Annotated in this window: 31 protein-coding genes; 4 read left to right on the top strand and 27 right to left on the bottom strand. The window is 51.2% G+C overall.

What is annotated here, in order from left to right; genetic code table 11:
• Positions 1-32 precede the first annotated feature (32 nt).
• The 19 genes from rpmF to polA all read right to left on the bottom strand — a co-directional run bounded on the left by rpmF (position 33) and on the right by polA (position 15026).
• The gene (gene rpmF / locus FC43_RS10725) at positions 33-212 is read right to left on the bottom strand and encodes a 50S ribosomal protein L32 (RefSeq protein WP_081583797.1); all 180 of its coding nucleotides are present in this window, start codon (positions 210-212) and stop codon (positions 33-35) included.
• Positions 213-264: 52 nt separating this feature from the next.
• Complete coding sequence (locus tag FC43_RS01330; RefSeq protein ID WP_056953513.1) at positions 265-819, bottom strand: YceD family protein; 555 nt, start codon at positions 817-819, stop codon at positions 265-267.
• Positions 820-872: 53 nt separating this feature from the next.
• On the bottom strand, positions 873-2015 hold the full coding sequence (locus tag FC43_RS01335; RefSeq protein ID WP_056953515.1) for a nucleotidyltransferase: 1143 nt from the start codon (positions 2013-2015) through the stop codon (positions 873-875).
• 5 nt (positions 2016-2020) lie between these two features.
• Positions 2021-2785, bottom strand: a complete 765-nt coding sequence (locus FC43_RS01340) for a class I SAM-dependent methyltransferase (protein WP_056953517.1) — start codon at positions 2783-2785, stop codon at positions 2021-2023.
• On the bottom strand, positions 2785-3141 hold the full coding sequence (gene rsfS / locus FC43_RS01345; protein WP_056953519.1) for a ribosome silencing factor: 357 nt from the start codon (positions 3139-3141) through the stop codon (positions 2785-2787). The genes FC43_RS01340 and rsfS overlap by 1 nt, the downstream gene beginning before the upstream one ends.
• Positions 3141-3752, bottom strand: coding sequence for a bis(5'-nucleosyl)-tetraphosphatase (symmetrical) YqeK (yqeK, locus tag FC43_RS01350; protein ID WP_019205696.1), 612 nt, complete (start codon positions 3750-3752; stop codon positions 3141-3143). Before yqeK ends, rsfS begins: the two co-directional genes overlap by 1 nt.
• On the bottom strand, positions 3739-4377 hold the full coding sequence (locus FC43_RS01355) for a nicotinate-nucleotide adenylyltransferase (protein WP_056953521.1): 639 nt from the start codon (positions 4375-4377) through the stop codon (positions 3739-3741). Before FC43_RS01355 ends, yqeK begins: the two co-directional genes overlap by 14 nt.
• 26 nt (positions 4378-4403) lie before the next feature.
• On the bottom strand, positions 4404-4715 hold the full coding sequence (yhbY, locus tag FC43_RS01360) for a ribosome assembly RNA-binding protein YhbY (RefSeq protein ID WP_019205698.1): 312 nt from the start codon (positions 4713-4715) through the stop codon (positions 4404-4406).
• Between the two features lie 18 nt (positions 4716-4733).
• A complete protein-coding gene (gene yqeH / locus FC43_RS01365) occupies positions 4734-5852 on the bottom strand; it encodes a ribosome biogenesis GTPase YqeH (protein WP_056953523.1) in 1119 nt (372 codons plus the stop codon).
• Positions 5845-6375: a YqeG family HAD IIIA-type phosphatase gene (locus tag FC43_RS01370; RefSeq protein ID WP_056953525.1), complete on the bottom strand. Its 531-nt coding sequence runs from the start codon at positions 6373-6375 to the stop codon at positions 5845-5847. Before FC43_RS01370 ends, yqeH begins: the two co-directional genes overlap by 8 nt.
• Before the next feature lie 176 nt (positions 6376-6551).
• Positions 6552-6905 carry a 50S ribosomal protein L20 gene (gene rplT, locus FC43_RS01375; RefSeq protein WP_040469709.1) on the bottom strand — a complete coding sequence of 118 codons (354 nt, stop codon included), beginning with the start codon at positions 6903-6905 and terminating at the stop codon, positions 6552-6554.
• A gap of 50 nt (positions 6906-6955) precedes the next feature.
• Complete coding sequence (gene rpmI, locus FC43_RS01380; RefSeq protein WP_019205702.1) at positions 6956-7153, bottom strand: 50S ribosomal protein L35; 198 nt, start codon at positions 7151-7153, stop codon at positions 6956-6958.
• Between the two features lie 19 nt (positions 7154-7172).
• Positions 7173-7685: a translation initiation factor IF-3 gene (infC, locus tag FC43_RS01385; protein ID WP_019205703.1), complete on the bottom strand. Its 513-nt coding sequence runs from the start codon at positions 7683-7685 to the stop codon at positions 7173-7175.
• A gap of 224 nt (positions 7686-7909) precedes the next feature.
• Positions 7910-8854, bottom strand: a complete 945-nt coding sequence (gene dnaI, locus FC43_RS01390) for a primosomal protein DnaI (protein WP_019205704.1) — start codon at positions 8852-8854, stop codon at positions 7910-7912.
• A 21-nt stretch (positions 8855-8875) separates the two neighbouring features.
• Positions 8876-10237, bottom strand: coding sequence for a DnaD domain protein (locus FC43_RS01395; RefSeq protein ID WP_056953526.1), 1362 nt, complete (start codon positions 10235-10237; stop codon positions 8876-8878).
• Positions 10230-10712: a transcriptional regulator NrdR gene (nrdR, locus tag FC43_RS01400; protein WP_056953528.1), complete on the bottom strand. Its 483-nt coding sequence runs from the start codon at positions 10710-10712 to the stop codon at positions 10230-10232. Before nrdR ends, FC43_RS01395 begins: the two co-directional genes overlap by 8 nt.
• Before the next feature lie 75 nt (positions 10713-10787).
• The gene (gene coaE / locus FC43_RS01405) at positions 10788-11399 is read right to left on the bottom strand and encodes a dephospho-CoA kinase (protein ID WP_040469886.1); all 612 of its coding nucleotides are present in this window, start codon (positions 11397-11399) and stop codon (positions 10788-10790) included.
• Positions 11392-12231 carry a bifunctional DNA-formamidopyrimidine glycosylase/DNA-(apurinic or apyrimidinic site) lyase gene (gene mutM / locus FC43_RS01410; RefSeq protein ID WP_019205708.1) on the bottom strand — a complete coding sequence of 280 codons (840 nt, stop codon included), beginning with the start codon at positions 12229-12231 and terminating at the stop codon, positions 11392-11394. Before mutM ends, coaE begins: the two co-directional genes overlap by 8 nt.
• A gap of 128 nt (positions 12232-12359) precedes the next feature.
• Complete coding sequence (gene polA / locus FC43_RS01415) at positions 12360-15026, bottom strand: DNA polymerase I (RefSeq protein ID WP_056953530.1); 2667 nt, start codon at positions 15024-15026, stop codon at positions 12360-12362.
• Between the two features lie 256 nt (positions 15027-15282).
• Between polA and FC43_RS01425 the strand changes: the two genes are divergently transcribed.
• Positions 15283-15843, top strand: coding sequence for a phosphoribosyltransferase family protein (locus FC43_RS01425; RefSeq protein ID WP_019205711.1), 561 nt, complete (start codon positions 15283-15285; stop codon positions 15841-15843).
• A 45-nt stretch (positions 15844-15888) separates the two neighbouring features.
• Here FC43_RS01425 and FC43_RS01430 read toward each other — a convergent pair whose 3' ends face one another.
• The 4 genes from FC43_RS01430 to FC43_RS01445 all read right to left on the bottom strand — a co-directional run bounded on the left by FC43_RS01430 (position 15889) and on the right by FC43_RS01445 (position 19167).
• Complete coding sequence (locus tag FC43_RS01430; protein WP_056953533.1) at positions 15889-16608, bottom strand: Bax inhibitor-1/YccA family protein; 720 nt, start codon at positions 16606-16608, stop codon at positions 15889-15891.
• Positions 16609-16759: 151 nt separating this feature from the next.
• Positions 16760-18064, bottom strand: coding sequence for a UDP-N-acetylmuramate--L-alanine ligase (murC, locus tag FC43_RS01435; RefSeq protein WP_056953535.1), 1305 nt, complete (start codon positions 18062-18064; stop codon positions 16760-16762).
• A gap of 16 nt (positions 18065-18080) precedes the next feature.
• Positions 18081-18719, bottom strand: a complete 639-nt coding sequence (gene ytpR / locus FC43_RS01440; protein ID WP_056953537.1) for a YtpR family tRNA-binding protein — start codon at positions 18717-18719, stop codon at positions 18081-18083.
• Positions 18720-18843: 124 nt separating this feature from the next.
• The gene (locus FC43_RS01445; protein WP_019205715.1) at positions 18844-19167 is read right to left on the bottom strand and encodes a thioredoxin family protein; all 324 of its coding nucleotides are present in this window, start codon (positions 19165-19167) and stop codon (positions 18844-18846) included.
• A gap of 150 nt (positions 19168-19317) precedes the next feature.
• Here FC43_RS01445 and FC43_RS01450 point away from each other — a divergent pair, with 150 nt between their 5' ends.
• On the top strand, positions 19318-19656 hold the full coding sequence (locus tag FC43_RS01450; protein WP_056953539.1) for a hypothetical protein: 339 nt from the start codon (positions 19318-19320) through the stop codon (positions 19654-19656).
• Here FC43_RS01450 and FC43_RS01455 read toward each other — a convergent pair.
• From FC43_RS01455 to FC43_RS01470, 4 genes are all read right to left on the bottom strand, one after another.
• A complete protein-coding gene (locus FC43_RS01455; protein WP_056953541.1) occupies positions 19653-20093 on the bottom strand; it encodes a hypothetical protein in 441 nt (146 codons plus the stop codon). The genes FC43_RS01450 and FC43_RS01455 overlap by 4 nt on opposite strands.
• Before the next feature lie 267 nt (positions 20094-20360).
• Positions 20361-21008 carry a tRNA (guanosine(46)-N7)-methyltransferase TrmB gene (gene trmB / locus FC43_RS01460; protein ID WP_019205718.1) on the bottom strand — a complete coding sequence of 216 codons (648 nt, stop codon included), beginning with the start codon at positions 21006-21008 and terminating at the stop codon, positions 20361-20363.
• Positions 21009-21021: 13 nt separating this feature from the next.
• Positions 21022-22215: an ABC transporter permease gene (locus FC43_RS01465; protein WP_056953543.1), complete on the bottom strand. Its 1194-nt coding sequence runs from the start codon at positions 22213-22215 to the stop codon at positions 21022-21024.
• The gene (locus FC43_RS01470; RefSeq protein ID WP_056953545.1) at positions 22208-22945 is read right to left on the bottom strand and encodes an ABC transporter ATP-binding protein; all 738 of its coding nucleotides are present in this window, start codon (positions 22943-22945) and stop codon (positions 22208-22210) included. Before FC43_RS01470 ends, FC43_RS01465 begins: the two co-directional genes overlap by 8 nt.
• A gap of 133 nt (positions 22946-23078) precedes the next feature.
• On the opposite strand from FC43_RS01470, the gene FC43_RS01475 reads away from it, so the two are divergent.
• Both FC43_RS01475 and FC43_RS10985 read left to right on the top strand, forming a co-directional pair.
• The gene (locus FC43_RS01475) at positions 23079-23513 is read left to right on the top strand and encodes an HIT family protein (RefSeq protein WP_056953548.1); all 435 of its coding nucleotides are present in this window, start codon (positions 23079-23081) and stop codon (positions 23511-23513) included.
• On the top strand, positions 23449-23685 hold the full coding sequence (locus FC43_RS10985; RefSeq protein ID WP_156648220.1) for a hypothetical protein: 237 nt from the start codon (positions 23449-23451) through the stop codon (positions 23683-23685). The genes FC43_RS01475 and FC43_RS10985 overlap by 65 nt, the downstream gene beginning before the upstream one ends.
• Positions 23686-23769 lie beyond the last annotated feature (84 nt).

A 23769-nucleotide genomic window follows, 5' to 3' on the forward strand; every position in this document is an offset into this window, starting at 1 on the left:
CGCCTAGAGAGGATCTTTTCGGTTAAACGGCATTAGTTGTTGGCATTAACAACTTGCTTGCCATCGTAGTAGCCACATGATGGGCAAACCATGTGTGACTTCCGCAATTCACCGCAGTTTGGGCAAGGTGCCAAACCAGGAACAGTCAACTTGATGTGACCGCGACGATTGCGCTTCCGCGTCTTAGACGTCTTCCGTGCTGGAACAGCCATGTGTTACACCTCCTTAGATGTAATTTATCCACTTTTGGTTTTTAACCGTTCGCTAATGCTTTGAGTCCTGATCAGGAAATAATTCTTTTAACTTAGCGAGACGTGGATCAACAGAATCATTAGCTTCAGAAGCCACCGCCCCTTCTTCTTGGACGTCCCATCCTTTACCTTGGGGCATTGAATTACCAGCAGCTTCTAAAGGCGTCAACACCCGGCTGGGAATTTGCTCAATAATGTTTTCCATCACCGCTTCTTCAAAATCAATCGGCGTTTGGGCATCATCGAGCAAAAAGGCCAGCGTCTGGGCTTCTTCATACCGGTCAAGGTGCGTTTGGTCATTGGTATAACTTTCCGTAAAAGAAAAGTCCAACGGGAGCTCAACCGGGGTTAACGAACGCGTTGATGGGACGGTGACCGTCGTTTTAACGGTCGCAAAGATCGTCGCATCCCCGCGTTCATACATCATGCTTCCGTCAATCTTAACGGGGGCAACCGCTAAAATTTGATCCGGAAAGCGCGCCTTCATTGCATCATTTAACTCTAACTGCTTTTGCAGATGCATTGGTTCATCTGCATAGCGGCGAAGTTCACTTAAGGTCCACTTCATCCTTGTTCCTCCTAATGCAACGCGTTTTATTATACGCGGCGTGATCAGCCATGTCAATGTTTTTTGCTTGACAGCTTAATGATTGGGGCGTGTTTTAAATCTTGCTCCACTGGGGTAAAGAGTTGATACAGCTTCCCTGCCCGGTAATCCAAATTCATCAGGGTCGCTTTTTTATCCGCATCCACCTTAGTGATCAACGGGTATTGAACGGTCTTTTTCAGCGCATGTAAATACGCCCGCCCCGGGGCCGTAAAACCCAGCACGTGATGGTAAGGCTGCGCATTTAAGACCTCCGTTTGGGTCGCTTCTAAGACCGTATATAAGCACAGCCGCAATAACCGGGCAAAGGTATAGCGCTTCGTTTTCACGGCGTGCAAAAAGCCATCAAACGTCAGCTCCCGACTGGCCGCTTCTTTCATCCGATATTCCAGGCCTTCACTCATTAAATAGATGTGCCGTAATTCGGTTACCGGCGCTTGAATCAAGTGGTTGCGCAACAGCGGGTAGAGCGCTTGCCAATTGGGGATGACTGATAAATTTGCCAAGTCCTGAGCCGTTTGGGCTGGGACCACGTCATCAATGTCGGTCCGGTCTTGGACCGCCTGGCGAATGGCACTGGCACTGGCCAAAGTGGTTTGCAACGATTGATCATGATAACCACTGCCCCGCCGTTGGATCGGGTACAGCTCCATTGACCACTTGTGTTCAGCGCGGGCTTTAAAGTACGAAAAAGCCAAAATGTCGTTAGGATCGACTAGACTCACCCCGGTTTGCTGGACCAATGCCGCATTAAACTGAGTAGCATAAGTCGCCCGGTAATCAGTAAATGCCGGCGCCGCAAAGGATGCTTCGGCTGCCACCAACCGTTCAAAATCCCAAGCCGGATGCTCAGCCCCAAAAACGACCGCAGCAACTTGTAAGTCATTTAGTAAACGCAGCGCCCCGGTCGCAAACCGTTGCCCGGGCTGAACAGCGTCGAAAAGCGGTAATTCAACCACAAGGTCAGCCCCATTAGCCAGCGCTTCTTGCGCCCGGGTCCATTTATCGACAATGGTTGGTTCACCCCGCTGGGTAAAATTTCCACTCATCACCACCACTACCACATCGGCTTGGGTTAAGCGTTTGGCCGTCTGTAAGTGGTAGAGGTGACCGTTATGAAATGGATTGTATTCGGTAACCAGGCCCACTGCTTTCATCCTACTCACCCCTTTACTGCTTGACCAGGCTTTTGGACGGTAAAAAACCACCGGGCCGTTTGCGCTGCCGGTTTTTGGCGGCCAAAATCGGCACTGACTTGGATCTGCTCGTCGGCAAAGCCCGCTGCCTCTAAAGCGGCTCGTAAATCTGCCTGCTGATAGGTCCGCTCAAAGTGCTGCTCGCCAATTCGTTGATAGCTGCCGTCACCTTGGCGAATGAAAAACGCGAGGTCGTGCACAACCCCATGGGCGATCGCATCATCAGCATAGCTGGCCCACAAAAAGGCCCGGGCGTGATCAGGATCTTCAAAATTATAGGTAAAACCCGGGTAAACCTCATCCGTTTGGTAGGGGGTAATCACGTCAAATAAAAAGTAGCCCCCCGGCACCAAGTGCTCGTACACGGCCCGGAAAGTTGCCGTTACGGCCGCTAAATCTGGTAGGTAGCACAAGGAATCGGCAAAGCAAGTGATTGCATCGTACTTGGGCAAGCCACTGAGGTCCCGCATATCAGCTTCCACCAAGTCAAAGTCGACTCCCGCCGCCTGCCGATGTTGGTCTGCCAATGCCAACATTTCCGCCGAAAAATCCGCATCAACGACCCGATAACCAGCTTGCGCCAATAATACCGCCAACCGGCCAGCCCCACCGGCCAAGTCCAAAAGATGGCGTCCCGCCGGTACGTGAGCTTGAACAAATTGCAACCAATCATCGTACAGCTGGGGATCAAACAATTCATCATACAGCTGTGCAAAGGTTTGATAAATCATTAGTCACTCAGCCACGCTGACAGATTAACCAGGGGCGCTTCCGACCATAATTTTTCCAAGTTATAGAACTGCCGCGTTTCTTCACGGAAGACGTGTACAACAACGTCCCCTAAGTCAATTAAAATCCATTGGGCCGCATCTTTCCCTTCGACGCTGCCAATTTCCACGTGATTTTCGTGGGCCATCTCCACAATCGCGTTGGCAATTGCTTGGACCTGCCGGTTCGAACTCCCCGTCATCGTAACAAAGTAATCCGCCATCGGCGTCAATTGGTCGACTTGCATGGCCACAATGTCTTCCGCCCGCCGCCCATCGGCTGCTTTAACAACTTTTTCTAAGAGTGTTTTACTTTCCATTATTTAATTTCCTTCCTGTATGGTGGGACCCAAGCATTGTAAGTCGCCAGGGTCTTCGGATAAACTGGCTTGCCCTTTTGGGTCAGGTACGTTAAAGTTTGCTGCGTTTGGTAGGCTACCCCAAACGCCAAGTTCTTTTTCGTTAGTTCGCGGGCCCGCTCAACGCCCGGAAAATCACGGCCGGGTTCGATGTAATCAGCCATGTAAATGACCTGGGCCAAGGGGGTCATAAAGGCTGCCCCGGTCGTATGCTGCCGGATCGCATTCAAAATATCTTCATTTTGGACCCCTAATTCGGCCTTTACCAACTCCGCGCCGACAACCCCATGCCAAATAGCGTTGCCATAGTTCAATAATTCCGGTGCCAAGTGGTTAGCCTTGATCACCCGCACGAAATCTTCATCCGGGCGTTGCTTAGCATAATCATGACACAAAGCTGCCACACTGGCGGCTTCTAAATCAACGTGATTGGCCTTAGCTAAGGTCAAGGCGGTCTGCTCAACCCGTAAGACGTGTTCAAACCGGGCCGGTTTTAATGCCGCTTTTAAGCGCTCGACCAGCTCCGGCCGACTGAGGGGTAAGTAATGTTTATGATACTTAATTTCTGCCATGGTACAAATCATGCTCCTTTATATATTGCTCCACGCGCGTTGGTACCAAGTAGCGAATTGATTCCCCCTGGGCAACCCGTTGGCGGATATCGCTTGAGGCAATCTGCACTTCTGGTACATCAACCCAAATCACGGGATATTGACTTTCATTTTTGGCGCCTGGCCGGCGCACCGCGACAAAATTGACGATTTTCAATAAATCATTGATGCGGTACCATTTCGGCAGGTAATCAACCATGTCGCCCCCAATGATAAAATAGTAATCATTTTCTGGATGGGCTTCCTTTAACTGTTTAACCGTCTCGTAAGTATAACTGACCCCACCCCGCTGAATTTCCGCCAACTCAAGACCAAAGAGCGGATTATCTTGAATTGCCAAGCGCAACATGGCAACCCGGTCGGTGGCATCGATGGCCGTTTTTTTATCCACGTGCGGTGGCACGGCATCTGGTAAAAAGTCGACCCGATTCAAACGCAACGCATGGCCAACCTGATCCGCAACCATTAAATGCGCGGTATGAACGGGATTAAAGGTTCCCCCATATAACCCGATGCGTTGCCGCCGGCGGGTTTGAACCGGCGCAACTTGAACTTGTGGAATTGCTTCAAGCGTTACCTGTTCCATGACTGTTCCCCCTCATGCTAGCCAATTTATAGTTTGGCGACTTGAATGGAGAGATCCTGGAATTGGGGCTTAGAAGCCGGCTTAAAGAGCACCAAGACCCGTCCAATCGTTTGCACCACTTGAATCTCACTGTGGGCTTCAATGTAATCCTTAACTTCTGTCACATCAACGCTGGTATTTTGCAACAGGTTAACCTTGATCAGTTCCCGGTGTTCCAAGGCACCCGTTAATTGGGCCACCCACGCCGGGGTCAACCCATTTTTACCAACGGCAAATAAGGGTTGTAAGTGGTTGGCTTGCGCCCGTAAAAATCGTTTTTGCTTTCCGCGTAATTGCATCTTTTTTCCTCACTTTTATTAAATCATCGCTGGGCGCAACAGGACCGCTACTCCCTTGGGGGCCCAACCGGCAACCGTGACCCCCTTAGGAACGGTGATCCATCCCAGCCCTTCAAATACCAAATCGCTTTTCACCGTGGTCTTAAATTCATAGCGGACTAGTGGTGGCAATTGCGCCAATTGGTCCGTTCGGGGAGGCGTCAACAATTCACCGATATGGCGGTCATAGAACTGATCGGCATTGGCCAGCTTGGTCCGGTGCAAGGGTAAATTGTTGTCAAAATACGCCACGATCCCAGCCCGCGGTCCTTTAAGATAGTCAAACCGACCGAGCCCACCCAAAAAGATCGTTTGCTGATCATTTAACTGGTACGTCTTCGGCTTAATTTCTTTTTGCGGCGCTACCAACCGTAAATCTTCAGCTGGTAGGACGTGAGCCATTTGCTCTTGGTGAATAATCCCCGGGGTATCGACTAATTGGTGGCCATCGTCGAGCGGAATTTCGATCTTATCCAACGTGGTCCCCGGAAAGCGCGAAGTCGTAATCAAATCTTGCACGCCGGTCCGTTGCTTGATAATTTGGTTGATCAATGTCGATTTCCCAACGTTCGTAACCCCTACCACGTAGACGTCCCGGTCGCCACGCAGCTGTTCAATTTGGTCTAAGAGGGCTTCAATTTGGTGATTTTTCTTGGCGGAAACCAAAGTCGTCCCCACCGGTCGAATCCCCGCTTGATTGGCTTGCTGGCGCAGCCAATCCGTCAGCTTAGAACGCCGTAAGGAGCGCGGCAACAAGTCTTCTTTATTTCCAACCAGTAAGACCGGATTATCCCCCACAAACCGGTGTAAGCCTGGGATCAGGCTGCCGTTGAAGTCGAAAATATCCACCACGTACACAATCAGGGCCTGGGCATCCCGAATCTGATTCAACAGCTTTAAAAAATCATCATCTGTCAACGCCACGGGCGCAATTTCATTGTAGTGGCGCAAGCGAAAACACCGTTGGCAATATAACTCACCGCTGGCCAGGCCCCGCTCCAAAGCAGATTGCGGCGTGTAACCCAACCCTTGCTGGTCAGTCGTTTGAATCACACTTCCACAACCAATACACCGTAATTCTTCTTGTTGGTCAGTCATTTAATCCCTCCTGCCAGGTTTGTTCTGGATACTTCTTTTGGAGTGCTTGTTTAACAAAGCGTTCTAAAAACCGGTTGATCTTAGTGTTCCATTGATCACTGGTCACCAGCGGTTGGACTAGGATACACCGGACGCCAGCCGCGTGGGAAGCCGCGACATCCGTTAAATATTGATCCCCCACCATCACGACTTCATCTGGCGACAAGCCTAAGTCCCGGTACGCCCGTTTAATCCCGATCCCCAATGGCTTCAAGGCCCGGGCAACAAACGGCAATTGCAACGGGGCGACTGCTTTGGCGACCCGCCGCCGGTTGTTATTGGAAACCACCACTAACGGGATCCCTTCAGCGGCTAGCGCTTCCATCCAAGTGCGCAACTGAGGCGTCCCATCGGGGTTATTCCAGGCAATCAAAGTATTGTCTAAATCACTTAAAACAGCCTTGATCCCCGCCTGCTTCAGTTCTGTTGGGGAAACTTGATATATCGATTTTACCATCCAAGTGGGCTTGAAAATCTCTAACACTGCTTAATTCCTCACCTAATTGTTAATCATGCTAATTATACCGGGGGAGCTTTAGCGGTTCAATTCAAACGACCAATCCAATCCCGGGCACTGTCCACGCGAAAACCAAAGTTAAAAAAAAGATTAGGGCTAGTCCTTGAACCGTCCTAATCTTTTTTGGGCTTGATTAATTAAGTTTAGTTCAAAGCCTTCTTAGCTTCGTCAACCAATGCCTTAAAGGCGTCAGCATCGTTAACAGCCAAGTCTGCTAACATCTTGCGGTTGATGTCAATGTTAGCCAGCTTCAAACCGTGCATCAGCTTGGAGTAGCTGATCCCGTTCATGCGGGCCCCAGCGTTGATCCGGGCAATCCAAAGTTCACGGAAGTTCCGCTTGTTAGCCTTCCGGTCACGGAAAGCGTACGTGTAACCCTTCATGACTTGGTCCTTCGCCGTCTTGAACAAGCGGTGCTTAGAACCAGTGTAACCCTTTGCCAACTTCATGATGCGCTTCCGACGTGCGCGCGTAACTGTTCCACCCTTAACTCGCATAGTGGTAACCTCCTAGAATTTTTTGCTTAATTTTGGTTGGTCGCTGCTAATTACTTAGCAGGAATCATCTTCTTGTAACGCTTTACGTTGGACTTGTCCATCATCGACAGCCCCCGTAATTGACGACGTTGCTTCTTGGTCTTACCGTGGAAACGGTGGCTGGTGAAAGAGTTACCGCTCTTGAATCCACCCTTAGCAGTCCGCTTGAAACGCTTAGCAGCAGCGCGATTAGTCTTCATCTTTGGCATAACGATTTCCTACCTTCTTTTATTTTTTTGCCTTGTCGTTGAGCGGAGCCAACGTTAAGAACATGCTCCGCCCTTCCATCTTTGGTCGTTGCACAACCGTTGCGATGTCCTTGGTTTCTTCAGCCATCTTTTCAATCATGTCGCGACCGATATCCTTGTGCGTGATCGCCCGACCACGGAAGCGCAGTGAGACGCGGACCTTGTCACCCTTTTCGATGAACTTGCGGACCCGACCTAACTTCACGTTAAAGTCGTTCGTATCAATTGTGGGACTCAACCGAATTTCCTTGACGGCAACCGTCTTTTGGTTCTTCCGGGCTTCCCGTTCCTTCTTTTGCATTTCAAAACGGTACTTCCCGTAGTCCATAATCCGTGCAACCGCCGGCCGTGCCTTTGGCGCAACTAAGACGAGGTCTAAGTCTGCCTCTTCAGCCATCCGTAAAGCTTCTTCCTTGGTCTTAACCCCAAGTTGCTCACCGTTTTGGTCGATCAGCCGGACTTCTTTGGCCCGAATACCGTTATTGACAATCATTCCCTGAGCTATGGCAACACACCTCCGATTTTTTTAAGTGGAAAGATCAAGCAAAAAGGCGGGGTAAAACACCCCGCCGCAAAACTACCGAGAATCCTCTCGATCGTCGTACTTCAACTCGTCAGCCCGGCGACACTTATCACCAAGGCGAGAAGCGGGTGCTTCTGCTTTTTTCTTTCAACGTTTACTAGCTTATGTGATTTAAAGTGGAAAGTCAAGCCTTTTTAAGAATTTCCCAGTTTTTGCCGCAAATTATCGCCCTCAACAACAATTTCGCGCGATAAAAACCGAATCCGTTCCATGATCCGCATGGCCTTTAGCGGTTCTTGATTTCCCTGGTTGTCGATCGCCAAATGATCGACCAATTGGGCCATCGTGAAATTCGAAGTAAAGAAGGTCGGTAATTCTTCTTGCATCCGGTATTCCAAAATTACCCCCAGCACTTCGTCGCGTACCCAAGCCGAGAGCGCATCCGCACCAATATCGTCCAACATCAAGACCGGGACTTGTTTGATCCGGTCCCGTTCCTGGTCGGTCGTATTTTTCCCAATTGAACTCTTCATTTTAACCGCAAAGGACGGAAAATGTACTAACGTCGTCTGCACGCCCTGGTCTGCTAACTGATTGGCAATTGCTCCTAATAAATAGGTCTTTCCCACCCCAAAGCTGCCGGATAAATACAGCCCCGGAACAAACCGGTTCGGGCTGTATTGTTTGACAAACATCAAGGCGCGCTCTAAGGCTTGATTGCGGCTTGGCGTCGCATTCGGTCCCTCGCGAAAGAAGGCATCGAAGCTAGCTTGGCGAATGAATTTGGGCATGCTGATTGGGGTCACCCGGGCTAAACGGGCCGCCTTGGCGCGTTGGGCTTTTAACTGGTCCGTTGGCACATAGGCCACGTCAATTTGGCCGGCGGAGACAACGAGCTTCGGAACATACCCTGGCGCTACGCTAACCCGCCCTTGATTGGCCAAGTTTCGTTCGTGCACGTATTCATACAATTTTGCCCGCCCCCGCTGAATGCTTTGCGCGCTTAATTCACTTTGGTGGGCCTGCAAAAAGGCCTGCACTTCAGGATCAGCAAAAACTTCCGTCATGAGCTGCTGGTAACTTTCATTGCCAGCCTGCTGGGCCAATAAATGGTCAAGGGTCTGATTCAGGGATTCCATTTTGGCACCTCCTTTCAAGCATTACTGTTTCTTGTCTGGCGAATCACTTTTCAAATCGGCCAGCAAATCTTCAATCTTTTGCACACTGGCAGAACTGACCGCGGCTGACGAGGCCGCTGGCTTCGCCTGTTTAGCCCAATCTGGCAATTGTTCTTTAATCCGCGGCCGCTTAGTATACTTGCCCTTCGGTTGGTTGCGCTGGGCCAAGCGGGCTTGTTTTTGCTGTTGGTGGCGCCGAGCTTGGCGCAACGCGTCAGCCGCCGAAGCTACCCCGAGACTTTGCCAGGTCGACGCGATTGAATTAGCTAAGTTCGCTACTAAATTGGGCATTTCTTGATCGACCAACAAGTACCAGGTCAAAACATTCAACGCCCCGTTGGACAAACGACTGTTTTGGGCCAGCTCCGTCAACGTTCGCTGTTCAGCCGGGGTTACAAAGCCCCCCTTTTGTTCCTTTAACTGCCGTAAAAATTCAACCGGCGGCACCTGATTCGCTAAATTAACCAGCTGGCGCATGGCGGCTGACAACCCGGTCATATCATCAGTCCCCGGTGTGCTTGACGGTGGGGCCGCCGGCGGCTGATTAGCCGCTTGAACTTGGCGCTTAAAACTCAGTTCATTAAACTGGTTGGTCGCCATATCCGTTGCCCGGGCGGCTAAGTTCGCCAGTTGAAATTCATCCATCGCATACAGGCGGTGTTCAGCCAAAATTAAATTTTGGGCAGCTTGCAAAGCCGCTTGGGGAACCCCGAGACTAGTTGCTTGTTGTAAAAAGAAGCCAAAGTCAAAATCCGGGGCAGTAACTTGCGCTGGCGCGGCCGCTTGGATCAGGCCTTGCCGGGCTTTTTGCAAGGCCTGATCATCTTGGGCCTTGGTTGTTTCATCCGGCTTAAACACCGCAAAAAAGCTCTTGGTCACTTGCTTGAGCGAACTGGTATCCAAGCTAAATTGCTGGGCTTGGCGCGCCAATTGATCAAAACGTGCGGCGCCAACTTGTTGTAATAACAAGACCGATAATAAGTCATCTGCTAACAATTCACCGGGCCGTAAGGGCGGTTGCAGTTCAAAGACAAAGACCACGCCCAGTTCACTTGCTTGCTCAAAGGTTTTTACCAAGCGTAAGGCTTCTAAGCGATCCAACGCTGCCGTCAATTCGCGGATCCCCGTGTTCAGTTGCACCAGTAATTGATTAATCCGGGCGGGCGCCGTTAATAACGGTTGGGGGTGCAGCTCCGTTGCCAGAGCCAGCAACACCCCTAGCGCCGCTGAGCCTAACAAGGGCTGATAATACGGCACAAACGTCGGCTGCGAAAGCCCAGTAAAATTAGCCCCGGCACTGATAACATAGTGGCTCTTAGGGGTCAGCGGTGAACGCTCAAGCATGGGTTGGCCCCTCGGTTTGGTGCTGTTTGGCCACGATGGCTTCTAATTCGCTCATAAAAGCATCGACGTCTTTAAACTGGCGGTACACGCTGGCAAAACGGATGTAGGCAATCTGGTCAACTTCTTGCAACTCATTCATGACAAATTCCCCAATCACCTGACTGGAAACTTCATTTTCGCCCAAGCGCCGCACCCGGGCTTCAACATTGGCCGCAATATCCGTCAACTTTTCCATGCTGACCGGCCGCTTTTCGGCCGACCGCACCAAGCCGTTTAACACTTTTTGCCGGCTAAATTCTTGCCGGGTGCCGTCTTTTTTAACCACCAGCAACGGCGTCTCTTCATAGCGTTCAAACGTGGTAAACCGGAACCCACAATGGGTACACTCCCGCCGCCGGCGAATAAAGGTCCCATCTTCACTGGGCCGACTATCCACCACCCGCGAGCCATTATGCTGACAATGTGGACAAATCATGCGCTCCCCTCCTCAATCAAGGGCCATCCGTTGGTTAGGGCAGTCCCAACCCCGGCCCTGAGCTTAACTAATTATTTAATTATACCATACCGGCAAAAGCCACTGAAACAGCCAGGCCATAACTTGGTGGTGGGTTTGAGCCACACTGCCTTCGTTGTTAATCACAACTTGGGCGCGCGCTGCCTTTTTAGCCAAAGGCCACTGGGCATTAATCCGCTGGTGGGCAGTTGTTTCATCATAGCCATTGCGGGCCATCAGGCGGCGCAATTGGGTCGCCGCGCTGACCTGAACCACCATCACCGCATCGCAAAGCGTTTCGTAGCCCCCTTCATATAAGAGCGGCACATCCAAGATCACTAAACGCACCCCGGCTTGGCGGGCCTGGGTGAGTTGCCAAACAATTTCTTGGTGAATTAAAGGCCCCAAAATGCCATTGAGCTTCGCTTCGGCCGCGGGATGACCAAAGACCATTTGCCCCAATTGGGCGCGTTTGAGCGTCCCATCAGGGGCCAGGATCGTCGGCCCAAAGGCGGCTACCAAACGCGCTAACCCCGGCTGATGCGGGGCCACCACCTGACGCGCTACCAAATCGCCATCAATCACAACCGCCCCTTGCTGGTGCAAAAAGCGTGACACGGTTGATTTACCGGTCGCAATCCCGCCGGTCAGCCCCAATACCTTAGTCATCACTGGCTACCAAGGGTTGGCAATGTGGACAAAACGTCGTCCCGCGCTGGGCGACCTTAATTTTAACCAACTTGGTGCCACAACGCCGGCACGCTTCCCCGCTGCGGCCATATACATCGAGCTGATTTTGAAATTCTCCCGCATCCCCGAAGGCATTCTTAAAGGTATGCACGGTCGTCCCGTGATGCTTGGTCGCCCGGGCCAATTCGTGAATGATGTTGTCCCGCAACTGAGCAACCTTCGCCGCCGGAATCGTATTGGTGGGCTGCTCGGGATTGATTTTTGTCTCCCACAAGACCTCATCAACATAGATATTTCCTAACCCAGCCACGTGGGATTGGTCTAATAAAAAGGGCTTGATTTTGCTGCGTGACTTGTGCATGATTTCCTGCAAATACGTCGTTGTCAACGTGGCGGCGGTGGGTTCGGGCCCAATCTTGGCCAAGCCCCCGTAATTCATTTCCGTTCCCGTGGTCACTAAGTGCATCCGCCCAAATTTACGGGTATCACGGTAACCCAAATCAGTCCCATCAGTAAAGTGGAACAGCACGTGGACGTGTTTATCGATCGTGGTGCCAGTGGGTTGGTTAAAGTAACTGCCCTCCATCCGCAAATGCGAAATCATCGTCAACTGGTTGCTAAACCGGAACAGCAGGTACTTGCCCCGCCGGTCGATCGTTTCGATCGTTTGCCCAACTAAAGCTTCTTTAAATTCGTCCACTGGATTTTCAATCATCTTCGGGTAAAAAATATCGATCCCCTGAATTTGTCGGCCGGCCGCAATCCGCAACAGGCCCCGCCGGACCGTTTCAACTTCTGGCAATTCTGGCATAAAATCGCTCACTTTCCTTTTTTAGCCATATTATAGGCAGTTTCATCGTGTTTTCACAAGGCTTGTGCCTGTTTTCCGGTCAAAATAAAAAGGCGGGGGAACCACTTGGGCTCCTCCATCCCAATGCACTAATCCGGCAATTTCTTTAAATCATACCAGGTGGCCCCGGCCTTTTTTTCGACCTTCAGCGGTACTGCCAACTGCATGGCTGAGTCCATTACTTCTGGTACCACCTGCGCCAGTTGCGGAATTTCTTCCGCCGGCGCTTCAAAGACCAGTTCGTCATGAATTTGCAACAACATCCGCGCTTGCAGCCCGTGGGCCTGCAAGGCCGCTGGCATCTTAATCATCGCCATCTTGATAATGTCAGCCGCACTGCCTTGGATCGGGGTATTCATCGCCGTTCGTTCCGCAAACGAGCGTAAGTTAAAACTTTTAGCGTGAATATCCGGCAAATAACGGCGCCGGTGCGTCAGCGTTTCAACGTAGCCTTGTTCCCGGGCACTGGCCACAATGTCATGGATATACTTTTCAACCCCCGGAAATTCCGCAAAGTAGGCTTGAATAAATTCATGGGCCTGCTTACGAGTCACGTGAATATTTTGGGCCAAGCCAAAGTCGGAAATGCCATACACAATCCCAAAGTTAACCGCTTTGGCCTGCCGCCGCATATTGGGATCAACTTCTTCATCTGGCAAAAGGTGGAAGATCCGCCGCGCCGTGGCCGCGTGAATGTCTTCCCCCGCCAAAAAGTCGGCCTGTAAATTGGCATCTCCCGTTACATGGGCTAACACCCGCAGTTCCACTTGCGAGTAATCAGCTGAGAAAATTTGCCAACCGGGTTGACTGGGAACAAAGGCCTTGCGAATTTTGCGCCCTTCTTCCAAGCGCACCGGAATATTTTGCAAATTCGGGTCCACTGAAGACAAACGCCCCGTCGCCGTTAAGGTTTGCAAATAACGGGTGTGAATCTTGTCATCGGCATGAATTACCTTCAACAACCCGGCGATATAGGTGGATTGTAACTTGGCAATTTGACGGTAGGCCAAGATCTTATTGATGATCGGATGCTGATCAACCAATTTCTCCAAGACCGCCACCGAAGTCGAATAACCCGTCTTGGTCTTTTTAATCGGCCGCAAGCCCAATTGATCAAACAAGATCGTGCCCAGCTGCTTAGTCGAATTGATATTGAATTCTTCGCCGGCACCCTGATAAATTGCCGTTTCTAATTCGCTGAGCCGTTCTGATAATTGACTGCCCATCGCTTCTAGGGTCGCCTTTTCAACCTTGATCCCCGCCATTTCCATCTGTGCTAACACCGTACTCAAGGGGCGCTCGATTTGGGTATACAGTGGCCATTGCTCGTTGGCCTTTAATTTGGCCACTAATTGGGGTTGCAGTTTGGCAATCGCTTGTCCCTTGGCTACCAAGTGCCGCAAAAAGACCGCATCATCAGTTGGAAGTTGGCGTTTGGCTCCCTTGCCATACAATTCTTCGTCGGACAAAATGGCCAAATAGTCATGTTCGTGCGCCAATGTCCCCACGTCATCCGCATTCAAAGTTGGATTCAGCAAATACGACGCCAGCAGCAAATCAAAATCGATCCCGGTCAAATCAATCCCCAAGCGGTGCAATAAGACCAGGTGGGCTTTGGCATTGAACAGGTTAATCGCGACCTTAGGATCGGCCAATAACTCCTTAATTGGTGCTTGGGTCAATAAAGTCGCATCCCGACTGGCAAACCAATGCTGGCCATCGCCCAAGGCAAAGCCTTCCACTTTAGCCAGGTGGTAATTCGCTTGGGATTGTTCAAGGTGCAACGTCAACGGCGCCTTCAGCTGCCCAACGGCCGCTAAGTTTTCAGCCGTGAGCGGGGTGAAAGCAACCGCCGTTTCCCCGCTCGGCGCCGTGGCTTCATCCGGGGTCAGCTTGGTTAAAAAGGACTTAAAATCCAGTTCTTGATACAGGTCCACCAGCGCCGCATGATCCGGCCCCGTATAGGTCAAATCAGCCAAGCTCACCGTGACCGGCGCATCCCGCCGAATCCGGGCCAGATCTTGGCACTTGAAGGCAATCTCTTTTTCATTGATCAGATTTTCCTTGCGCTTGCTCTTTTTCATCTCAGTAACGTGCTCGTATAAGCCAGTCAACGAACCATACTCTTGAATCAGGCTGATCGCCGTCTTTTCCCCGATCTTGGTGACCCCCGGATAATTATCCGAGCTATCCCCCATCAGCGCCTTGACGTCAATAAATTGGGTCGGCGTTACCCCCAGCTTTTCGAGCATATAAGCCGGCGTAAAGTGTTCGGTTTGAGTGACCCCTTTCTTGGTCACGGCAACCGTCGTGTGCTCCGTAGCCAGCTGGGTCAAGTCGCGGTCCCCAGACACAATCAAGGTTTCGTAGCCCGCTTGATCCCCGGCTTGGGCTAGCGTCCCAATAATGTCATCAGCCTCATAATTAGGCAGTTCGTAAGCGTGCATCCCGCTGGCCTTGACCAACTGGCGCACATAGGGAAATTGCTCCGTCAATTCCGTTGGGGTTTGATTGCGCCCCGCTTTATACTCCGCGTAGCGTTCCGTTCGAAAGGTCGTCTTCCCCGCATCAAAGGCCACCAACGCGGCATCGGGCTGAAAATCCGCCAGAATATGGTCCAACATTAACTTAAAACCATAAATTGCCGCCGTATGCAGCCCCGCCTGGTTGGTAAAGCGGTCCATTTGCGTATGCATCGCAAAAAAGGCCCGAAAGACAATGCTGTTTCCATCAATCAATAATAATTTTTTGGTCATTTACCTCGTCCTTTCCGATCGCGTCAATTTCATTGTAACAAAAAAGTGGAGTCTCCCCCACCCTTCTTTTATTTCCTATTTCCCCCGGTGAAGGTTGCCAACCAAACTACCGACGTCAACCCGCCCTGGGAAAACGGCCGCCGGCAGGCCCAGCCAAACAAAATTGACAATTTTCGTCCGCAACGGTAAGATAATACCGTTAAAGGCGATCTTAATAAGTATTTCGAGCTCATATTGTTCGGGAAAAGGAGAAATCATGGAATACCAACTAACCATCGGCAACCAAACTCGCCGTTTGCCACTCGTGCCCATTAATGCAACCACCGCGATTGCTTCCTTTGTTTTGTTAGGCGATGATGACTTGACCTATCAAGCTGCCCAGCTATTGGCAGCCCGCTTAACCACCCCCTTCGATTACCTGGTTACCGTAGAAAGCAAGGGCCTGACCTTAACACACGATTTAAGTCGCTTGACCAACCATCCCCGCTCCTTTGTCATCCGCAAAAGCATTAAAAGCTACATGCAACAGCCACTGACCACCACGGTCAAATCGATCACAACCGCCCAGGCGCAAACCTTGGTCCTGGACGGGGCAGATGCAGCCGCCCTGCAAGGAAAAAAAGTGATCCTCGTCGATGACGTAATCAGTACTGGCGAATCATTGAAGGCCGCCGAAAGCCTCCTCCAGCAAGCTGGCAGCACCGTCGTCGGTAGGGCGGCCGTCCTTGCCGAGGGGGCCGCCCAAAAGCGTACGGACGTGACCTTTTTGGCCCCGCTGCCCCTCTTTAACTTAGATGGTACTCCCCAACCTGCTTAGACAATCAAAAACAGCGTTGACTTAATCGCCAACGCTGTTTTTTCATTAATCACGATCCGACATCCCAAAAATTTGCAAGAGTTGCAAGAACAGGTTAATGAAGTCCAAGTACAATTGCAAGGCCCCGATCACTGCTAAACCACTGACCGAAACTTGGCTGCCCGCTTGTAAGTACAGTTGCTTCATCTTTTGAGCATCCCAGGCAGTCAAAACCACAAAGATAATGACCGCAATAAAGGAAAAGATGTAGGTAATCGCTGGACTTTGCAAGAACATATTAATGATCCAAGCAATCATCAAAGCGAATAATGCGGCGGTCGCTTGGCCCCCGGCCCGGGAAAGATCCCGCTTGGTAACCGTCCCATAAATTGCTAAGAAGACAAATAAGGACGCACTAGACAAGAACGCCGCGGCAATGTTGGCCCCCGTGTAAGCTCCCGCAATCAGTGCAAAAACCAGGCCGTAGATGATCGCGGTCACCATCAACATCACGAAGCTGCCGACCGGATTGCGCTGGGCACTGGCGTTAATCCCAAAGGTGAGGGCAATTGGCAATAGCAAGACCAACCACACCATCCCACTGTGCGCCGCAAAGTAGGAAAAAATTACCGCCCGAAAGGCCGTCATTGATAAGTAGGCGGTCAAAGCCGAGACCAAGACGGCTAAAGCCATGTTCCCGTACATCCGGGTTAAAAAGCGATTCAGTCCCACCACGTCGGTATTAACTTCCCGCCGTTGCGGTTCCTGAGAAAAGAAATCGTTCAATTCAAATCCCCCTTCAAATTTGACTATCTTTGACGTTTAATCTAGCTAAATCCTAGCAAATCCCACCGTAGAAGGCAAGCAACTTAACCTTTTCTTTGTGAACTATTCGGTCATAAAAAGGCCGGAATATTCCGACCTCCCGTTTTAAGCCCTATTGTAAGCGCGCTACATAAGCATCTTCGTACTTTTCAATATCACCGGCGCCCATGAAAACAACCACGGCATTGTGGTGGGTCAACAATTGATCAATGGAATCCAAATCAATCGCTTTGCTGCCAGGCACCAGCTTGATCAAGTCGGCACTGGAGATTTGCCCCGCCGCTTCGCGAATTGAACCAAAAATCGGCGTCACGTACAGCTGATCCGCGGCGGTAAGGCTTTGACCAAATTCCGTTAAATAGGCTTGCAAGCGCGAGTAGGTATGCGGCTGGAAGACCGCCACGATTTCCTTATCTGGGTATTTTTGCCGGGCCGCATCCAGCGTTGCCTTGATTTCTGACGGGTGGTGGGCATAGTCATCGATAATGGTTGCTTCTCCCACCTTATGTTCGGCAAAGCGCCGCTTAACCCCGGTAAAGCTGGCCAATTCACGTTGAATTTCCGTCAAATCCACCTGTTCCAAGTAGGCCACGGCAATTACGGCTAAGGCGTTCAAAACGCTGTGTTCCCCGTAAAGATGGACCGTAAATTCGCCCAGCTTCTTTTCCCGGTAAAAGGCCGTAAAGGTCGATCCGGCCGGCGTCCGCTGAATGTCAACGGCGTAGAAGTCATCCGTTGGTTTGGTACCATAGTAGTAGACCGGCACGTCAACCTTTAACTGCCGCAGACTTGGATCGTCCCCCCAGGCAAAAATTGCCTTCTTAACCTGCCGACCGTAAGTTTCAAAGGAAGCTTGGACCGCGGCTAAATCAGCAAAATAATCCGGGTGGTCAAAATCAACGTTGGTCATGATGGCGTAATCCGGGTGATAAGCCAAGAAGTGATCCCGGTATTCGTCGGCTTCAAAGGCAAAGAAGCGGGCATCGGCTTGCCCATTCCCTTCCCCATCGCCAATCAAGTAATTGGTTGGGGCCACCCCCGCCAGCACATGGGACAACAAGGCCGTCGTACTGGTCTTACCGTGCGCACCAGCGACCCCAATACTGGTATAGCTTTGGACCAATTCTTCCACCGTTTCTGGGTAAGACTGGACGGGTAGCCCTAAGGCCAACGCTTGTTGCACTTCCGGGTGATCCATCCCAAAGGCGTTCCCCTTCACCACCGTCATCCCGGCGCGCAAGTTAGCTGGATCAAAAGAGTGAATTTGGATCCCCTTTTCAAGCAGGGGACCTTGGGTAAAGGTTTCTTTTTCAATATCTGACCCTTCAACCGTATGCCCCAAATCAAACAAGACCTCGGCTAAAGCGGCCATCCCGGTCCCCTTGATCCCGATAAAGTAATAGTGTTTCTGTTCCATTTTGCCGCTTCCTTTCTTAGGCAAACAATTCATTTCCCTTTGTAAAATCAAAGGCCGCTCCCACCGGGGCAAAATCATCCGGCAAAATCAAGGCCCCTGGCTTTTGGGGGGCACCCTTCAAGTGGAGCTCCCGCCCCGAGCAAATCATCCCGTTGCTTTCAACCCCCAGTAGGGCCCCCGGCCAAATAATGCTGCCACTGGGCATCATCGTGCCGACGTTGGCCACGACGACTTTTACGTTGGCTTGCATGTTTGGCGAGCCGCTGACGATCTGTTGCTTGTGATCGCCCAGGTCCACCGTCGTAATGTGTAAGTGGTCCGACTTCGGGTGGTCTTCCATCTTTTCAACATAGCCAACTTGGAAATGTGGGGTCAAAGCGGCGGTCAATTCAGCCGTAAAGCCCGCTTCATGAATCGCCGCGTTGAGCTTAGCCACTTGAGCAGCGGTCAGATCAACATTCCCGTTGACCCCCGTCGCTAATTCCGGCAGGATGGCACTGGCAGCCAAGAAGTTGTACCCCAACAATTGACCATCGGCAGCCGTGATCGCCACGACCTGCCCCTTTTTTTCCACCGTTTGTTCACCAGTCCCCGGTGCCGTCATCGTTACTAAAATATCCCCCAGCTCCGCCGGGTTGTAGCCTGCAATTAACATGGCAATGAATCCCTCACAATCTATATTTCTAAATAAATCAGTCTATAGTTTACCACAAGTTGCTCTCCGCGCGACAAAGCAAACAAAAAGAGTGGCCCCATTTGGGACCACCCTGCGACTGCCATTAAGCTGGCAAACTTTGTAAGAAGCTTTCAACTTCTTCTTTCGTCTTGCGGTCCTTATTGACAAACCGCCCGATTTCCTGCCCCGCTTGGTAGGCCACAAAGCTAGGGATCCCCATGATCCCCAGCTCAGCTGCTAATTCCAGATTTTCATCGCGGTCAACCAGCAAGAAGGTAAAATCACTAAAATCGGCTTCAATTGCTGGCATTGCCGGCTTGATGAAGTTGCAATCTGGGCACCAATCCGCCGTAAAAAAGAGGACATACTTGCCCGTAGCAACTTTTTGCTTTAATTCTGCTTGGGTCATCTTTGGTAACTTTTCCATTCGCTCTCCTCCATACTTATTAATTGTAAGGATAATTATACACAATTTTCCAACTTTCACCAATGGTTTGCTCAAACCGGGAAAATTTTTGGCTTCTGCGCCACATGTGTTACAATATGTTTACTTTACATGAGAGAAGTGAGGCAGACAATGGCAAGTTCTAATTCTTCCCTTAACCCCTGGGTGATTCCCGTTACCCTCGGATTATCTGGAGCCGCGGGCTTCTTAGCTGGTAAATTGTTTGGTGACCGCAAGTTGAGTGCCAACGCAATTCTCCGCTTGGTCATCAACGACTTTAAAAAGGAAGGCCCGATTACGGGCAGTTGGATTGACTACCAAGCCCGGCCCTTCCAACGCTTTGCTGTCCGCACGCAAGCCTACCAAGGTGGCATCACCCGCCAAGAAGATGATCGATTAACCACTTACCGCTTCTTAGCAGATGCCTACACCGGCTCCATTTTAGAAATGAAACGAGTGCCAAACGCTTAGCGGGCGGCCAACCAAGCGATCCTGACTGGGATCGCTTTTTTATTTACCGACCGCTCCCATGGTTTGCTCAGGAACATCCCGCAACTCAACTGCCGCGCTGTGGCCAACCAGTCCCCTTGCACTGGCAATTGGATCACCGTCGGCGTGGCCCAAGCCAAATAGAGCAAGACTAAGCGCAGCTCTGCTAAGCAGGTGAGGCCGGTGAGCTCCAACCGGACCCCGGCTTGCGAGATTTGTCCCAATAATGTCCCCTCAGCTGGGGATAATGGCGTAGTCAGCCGAACCTTGAGGTAAGCCGTCTCGCTTTGGGCCATCAACTGGGGCCCCACCCAAGCCGCTTGGGTCAGCGTCACCTGACCATCAGTCAGTTTGGGGCCTTCTGGGGCCCGCTTGCTTTTCGGGCCGCGGTTAAGCAATTCATTGGTTGTTAGTTTCATCTTAGTTGATCCCCTCTTAACTATACCAATCCAATTTTTATCTGTTCAACGGCCATATCTTCTCACGCTCGGCGCCGCTTGTCAAACGCTTTCAAATCTTTTGCCGGGATTTTTACGTAATTTTAACCTGCGTCTGACCTAGCGTTACCACCCAATTCTGCAGCATTTTCAGTCTGAGGCAACCCGTTGCGCAAATTTTTTGTTTACTGTTTTTTATCACCTAGACCAATTTAAAAACACCGTGCTGAGCACGGTGCTAACCCTAAACTATTCAGCTTTAAAATGAGCCTTCACTTTATAAATTGGTTGGCCGAGCGCCGCAAAGCGTTGTTCATATTCCGTTTCGACGTTACCTTCGTTTTCCGCCGCGTGGTGCAAATCCAGCCAGACCCCATCAAAGACCAGGCCGTAGTTATTAAAACTGGTCAGGGAATATTCGAAGAAGCCCATGTTGTCCGTCTTAAGCTCTAAACCACCGCCCGGCTTCAAGACCCGTTGGTAGTTGGCTAAAAAGCTCTTGTAGGTCAAGCGCCGCTTTTCATGCCGCGTTTTCGGCCACGGATCCGAAAAGTTCAAGTAAATTCGTTCAATTGACCCATCGGTAAAGAACGTTTCCAACCCCGCGCCATCAGCCCGAATCATTTGCAAATTAGGCAGCTTTTCCGGCAAAGCTTTTTTTAAGGCAATGGCGGCGACCGTACTTTCAATTTCTAAGCCGATAAAATTAATTTCCGGGTGCGCCTTGGCCATGCCAATGATAAATTGACCCTTGCCCATGCCGACCTCTAAATGTAACGGCTGAACTTTTTCAAACCGCTCTTGCCAATGCCCTTTGAATTGGGCTGCATCCAGGGCCATTTTTTCGGGATGGGCGGCCAATAACGGTTCCGCCCACTTTTTGTGTTTTACACGCATGTAAGTTTCTTCCTCACTTTTTCTTAATTCGTACCTTCAAATAATACCGGTTCAGCAGCCAAACTTCAATCCCCGCTAACAGCACGTTGCCCCCAGCATGCCACCATAAAAAGCTGGTCCGCCCCACCGACCACGAGGCGACCACAATCAGGGCAGCAACCACGCTCAGCAACCGATTCATTAACCGCCGAAACGCCGCGGGTTGCGTTGCCGCTGGGAGCGGGAAGAGGTGGGGAAAGACAATTTGGTCGTATTGGTGATAAAAGGGGATCACCTGGCTGGCGACCAGGTAAATAAATAACAAGACCAACAGGGTATTGAGCCACGGGACCGTAACAAAATACGTCACGACCATCGCGACGGCCGTTAACCGCCAGACTAAATTACCCACTTCAACGTTGCGCACCAAGCCTTGCGCATAGAGGTAATCCCACGCCGAAGGGCCCCCCTGCAGCCAACGAACGCCCCCTTGCAGCCATTTGCGGCGCCGAATTTTTCCCTGAACCGCTGGCACATCGGTGAAGAGGTTAAAGAAGCGATAGAGGCGGTCCATGCGTTGCTGTTCAAATGCAACGGCGTGCCGCCAGTCAAGTGCTTGGGCTGGCTTTTTGAACAGCAAGCACCCCAGCCCAAAGCCCAGCCCAACCAGGGGCCAAGCCAAACTCAAGCTCCAGCCCACCAAGGGGAGACCCCATTGCCACCAAGCCACGCCCCGCCGTTGGAAGCTCAGCTGCTGGTAGGCAGATTTCAACCAACCCCATTTCAAAACCGCCGCGGCCCCGACCAGCCCGGCCACGTACCACGGCAAGGCACTGGCACTGAGATCTTTGACCCGCAGCAAAAGAGGCAGACTCACCACCAGCCCCGCTTCGCTGAGCAAGATGCCGCGCCAAGCACTGTAATAAAAGGCGGCCCGAAAATACCCCTGCGCGGCACTGGTCTGGGGCAGCAAGACGACCGGATCAGCCGGCTGCACCAAGGTCGCCAATTGCCCGGCCTGAGTCACTAATGTCAGCCAAGCTAACACCACCGGCCACACCCACCACGCCGTGGGAGCCACCGTGGGCAGCCACTGAGCGTAACGATACGCGAGGGCGCCAAACAAGAAGAACAGGGCAATGATGAAGTGATCATTAAAGACCAAGCGCCAATACTTCAACAGCTGAGTAAAGTGCCGCTGCTTGCGCGCAATAAACAAATCACGCATCCTGCTCCCCCCTTGCCATGGCTAGGTAAATTTCATCTAACGAGGCGGTCGGATCCGGCGCTTGGGCTTTGAGGTCCGCTAACGTCCCTTGGGCCTTAACCCGCCCATCGGTTAATAGCACAAAGCGGTCGCAATAGCGTTGGGCGGTATCCAAGACGTGAGTGGACATCAAAATCGCCGCGCCAGCCTGCTTGCGTGCTTCAATCAACGCCAAGAGATCCCGAACCGCTAAGGGATCTAAGCCGTAGAACGGTTCATCAACGATAAAAAGCTTGGCCTCCGTCAAAAAGGCCATCACAATCATTACCTTTTGCTTCATCCCCTTCGAAAAATCGGCTGGAAACCAATCCAATTTATTCGCCAACCGAAACGTCGTTAGCAGTTCCTGGGCCCGCTGCCAGGCTGGCTCAGGGGCTAATTGGTATGCCTTGATCGTAAGCGCCAAGTGTTCGCGCAAGGTTAGTTCTGGATAGAGGATCGGGGTTTCAGGCACGTAGGCAATCTGTTGTTTATACGCAACCGGATCGGTGGCTAGCGCGGTCCCGTTTAAGGTAATCTGTCCGCTGAAAGGGCGCATTAAACCAATAATGTGGTTTAAAGTCGTGGACTTACCCGCCCCGTTGAGGCCAATCAAGCCGACCAATTCGCTCGCAGCCACGGTAAAGCTGACCTGGTGAAGTACCGGCAACTGGGAGTAGCCCCCCGTCAGGTTTTTAATTTCTAACGTCATTTTTTCAGGCCTTTCTAAAAAAGTTTTCATTCTCCAAGTATACCACAAGGGAAGTGCGGTATACTGGTATTAACTATCGCAACGTGGGGTGTCAACAACCCCATTTAAAACTTAAGAAACGAGGCGTAATCAAATGGAAGACTGCATTTTTTGTAAAATCATCAATGGTGACATTCCGAGCTACAAGGTCTATGAAGATGAGGTCGTCTATGCCTTCCTCGACATTTCGCAAGCCACCCCTGGTCACACCTTAGTCGTACCTAAGCACCACGTCAAAGATATTTTTGCCTATGATGCGGATTTGGCCGCCCAAGTCTTTGCCCGCTTGCCAAAGATTGCCCGGGCAATCAAGGCCTCTAACCCCAAGATCGTGGGAATGAACATCTTAAACAACAACGGAAAGGCCGCTTACCAATCCGTCTTCCATTCCCACATTCACCTGCTGCCCCGCTATGCGGATGACAAATTCAGCATGACCTTTATTGACAACCAGGAGGCATATGATGAAGCTAAATACCAAGCCGTTTGTGATGCCATCGTGGCCCAACTGGCAAACGAAAACAACTAAGTTGGCCGCGGATTGGCGCCAATTGCAACAAGATTTACAAACCATCAGCCACGCTCAGCGCCAGCTGACGGTTAGTCTGCAACAGCTGCAACGGACCTTACCTGCCGTGCAAGCCGCCGGCCAAGCGTTACAAACGCACATCCGCCAACTGTTGGCTCAAGATCAAGCTTAACCGAAAAAAGATCACCATTCCAACCGCCCTGATATGCTCCCTTTTAGGTGGAGAAACGAATTATGTAAAATTCGATCTCACCTG

The sequence above is a fragment of the Limosilactobacillus ingluviei DSM 15946 genome (assembly GCF_001435775.1).
GTDB lineage: Bacteria > Bacillota > Bacilli > Lactobacillales > Lactobacillaceae > Limosilactobacillus > Limosilactobacillus ingluviei.

Coding starts and splice junctions, on each gene's coding strand:
- rpmF (WP_081583797.1), bottom strand. CDS start 212: ATGGCTGTTCCAGCACGGAAGACGTCTAAGACGCGGAAGCGCAATCGT.
- FC43_RS01330 (WP_056953513.1), bottom strand. CDS start 819: ATGAAGTGGACCTTAAGTGAACTTCGCCGCTATGCAGATGAACCAATG.
- FC43_RS01335 (WP_056953515.1), bottom strand. CDS start 2,015: ATGAAAGCAGTGGGCCTGGTTACCGAATACAATCCATTTCATAACGGT.
- FC43_RS01340 (WP_056953517.1), bottom strand. CDS start 2,785: ATGATTTATCAAACCTTTGCACAGCTGTATGATGAATTGTTTGATCCC.
- rsfS (WP_056953519.1), bottom strand. CDS start 3,141: ATGGAAAGTAAAACACTCTTAGAAAAAGTTGTTAAAGCAGCCGATGGG.
- yqeK (WP_019205696.1), bottom strand. CDS start 3,752: ATGGCAGAAATTAAGTATCATAAACATTACTTACCCCTCAGTCGGCCG.
- FC43_RS01355 (WP_056953521.1), bottom strand. CDS start 4,377: ATGGAACAGGTAACGCTTGAAGCAATTCCACAAGTTCAAGTTGCGCCG.
- yhbY (WP_019205698.1), bottom strand. CDS start 4,715: ATGCAATTACGCGGAAAGCAAAAACGATTTTTACGGGCGCAAGCCAAC.
- yqeH (WP_056953523.1), bottom strand. CDS start 5,852: ATGACTGACCAACAAGAAGAATTACGGTGTATTGGTTGTGGAAGTGTG.
- rplT (WP_040469709.1), bottom strand. CDS start 6,905: ATGCGAGTTAAGGGTGGAACAGTTACGCGCGCACGTCGGAAGCGCATC.
- rpmI (WP_019205702.1), bottom strand. CDS start 7,153: ATGCCAAAGATGAAGACTAATCGCGCTGCTGCTAAGCGTTTCAAGCGG.
- infC (WP_019205703.1), bottom strand. CDS start 7,685: ATGATTGTCAATAACGGTATTCGGGCCAAAGAAGTCCGGCTGATCGAC.
- dnaI (WP_019205704.1), bottom strand. CDS start 8,854: ATGGAATCCCTGAATCAGACCCTTGACCATTTATTGGCCCAGCAGGCT.
- FC43_RS01395 (WP_056953526.1), bottom strand. CDS start 10,237: ATGCTTGAGCGTTCACCGCTGACCCCTAAGAGCCACTATGTTATCAGT.
- nrdR (WP_056953528.1), bottom strand. CDS start 10,712: ATGATTTGTCCACATTGTCAGCATAATGGCTCGCGGGTGGTGGATAGT.
- coaE (WP_040469886.1), bottom strand. CDS start 11,399: ATGACTAAGGTATTGGGGCTGACCGGCGGGATTGCGACCGGTAAATCA.
- mutM (WP_019205708.1), bottom strand. CDS start 12,231: ATGCCAGAATTGCCAGAAGTTGAAACGGTCCGGCGGGGCCTGTTGCGG.
- polA (WP_056953530.1), bottom strand. CDS start 15,026: ATGACCAAAAAATTATTATTGATTGATGGAAACAGCATTGTCTTTCGG.
- FC43_RS01425 (WP_019205711.1), top strand. CDS start 15,283: ATGGAATACCAACTAACCATCGGCAACCAAACTCGCCGTTTGCCACTC.
- murC (WP_056953535.1), bottom strand. CDS start 18,064: ATGGAACAGAAACACTATTACTTTATCGGGATCAAGGGGACCGGGATG.
- ytpR (WP_056953537.1), bottom strand. CDS start 18,719: ATGTTAATTGCAGGCTACAACCCGGCGGAGCTGGGGGATATTTTAGTA.
- FC43_RS01445 (WP_019205715.1), bottom strand. CDS start 19,167: ATGGAAAAGTTACCAAAGATGACCCAAGCAGAATTAAAGCAAAAAGTT.
- FC43_RS01450 (WP_056953539.1), top strand. CDS start 19,318: ATGGCAAGTTCTAATTCTTCCCTTAACCCCTGGGTGATTCCCGTTACC.
- FC43_RS01455 (WP_056953541.1), bottom strand. CDS start 20,093: ATGAAACTAACAACCAATGAATTGCTTAACCGCGGCCCGAAAAGCAAG.
- trmB (WP_019205718.1), bottom strand. CDS start 21,008: ATGCGTGTAAAACACAAAAAGTGGGCGGAACCGTTATTGGCCGCCCAT.
- FC43_RS01465 (WP_056953543.1), bottom strand. CDS start 22,215: ATGCGTGATTTGTTTATTGCGCGCAAGCAGCGGCACTTTACTCAGCTG.
- FC43_RS01470 (WP_056953545.1), bottom strand. CDS start 22,945: ATGACGTTAGAAATTAAAAACCTGACGGGGGGCTACTCCCAGTTGCCG.
- FC43_RS01475 (WP_056953548.1), top strand. CDS start 23,079: ATGGAAGACTGCATTTTTTGTAAAATCATCAATGGTGACATTCCGAGC.
- FC43_RS10985 (WP_156648220.1), top strand. CDS start 23,449: ATGAAGCTAAATACCAAGCCGTTTGTGATGCCATCGTGGCCCAACTGG.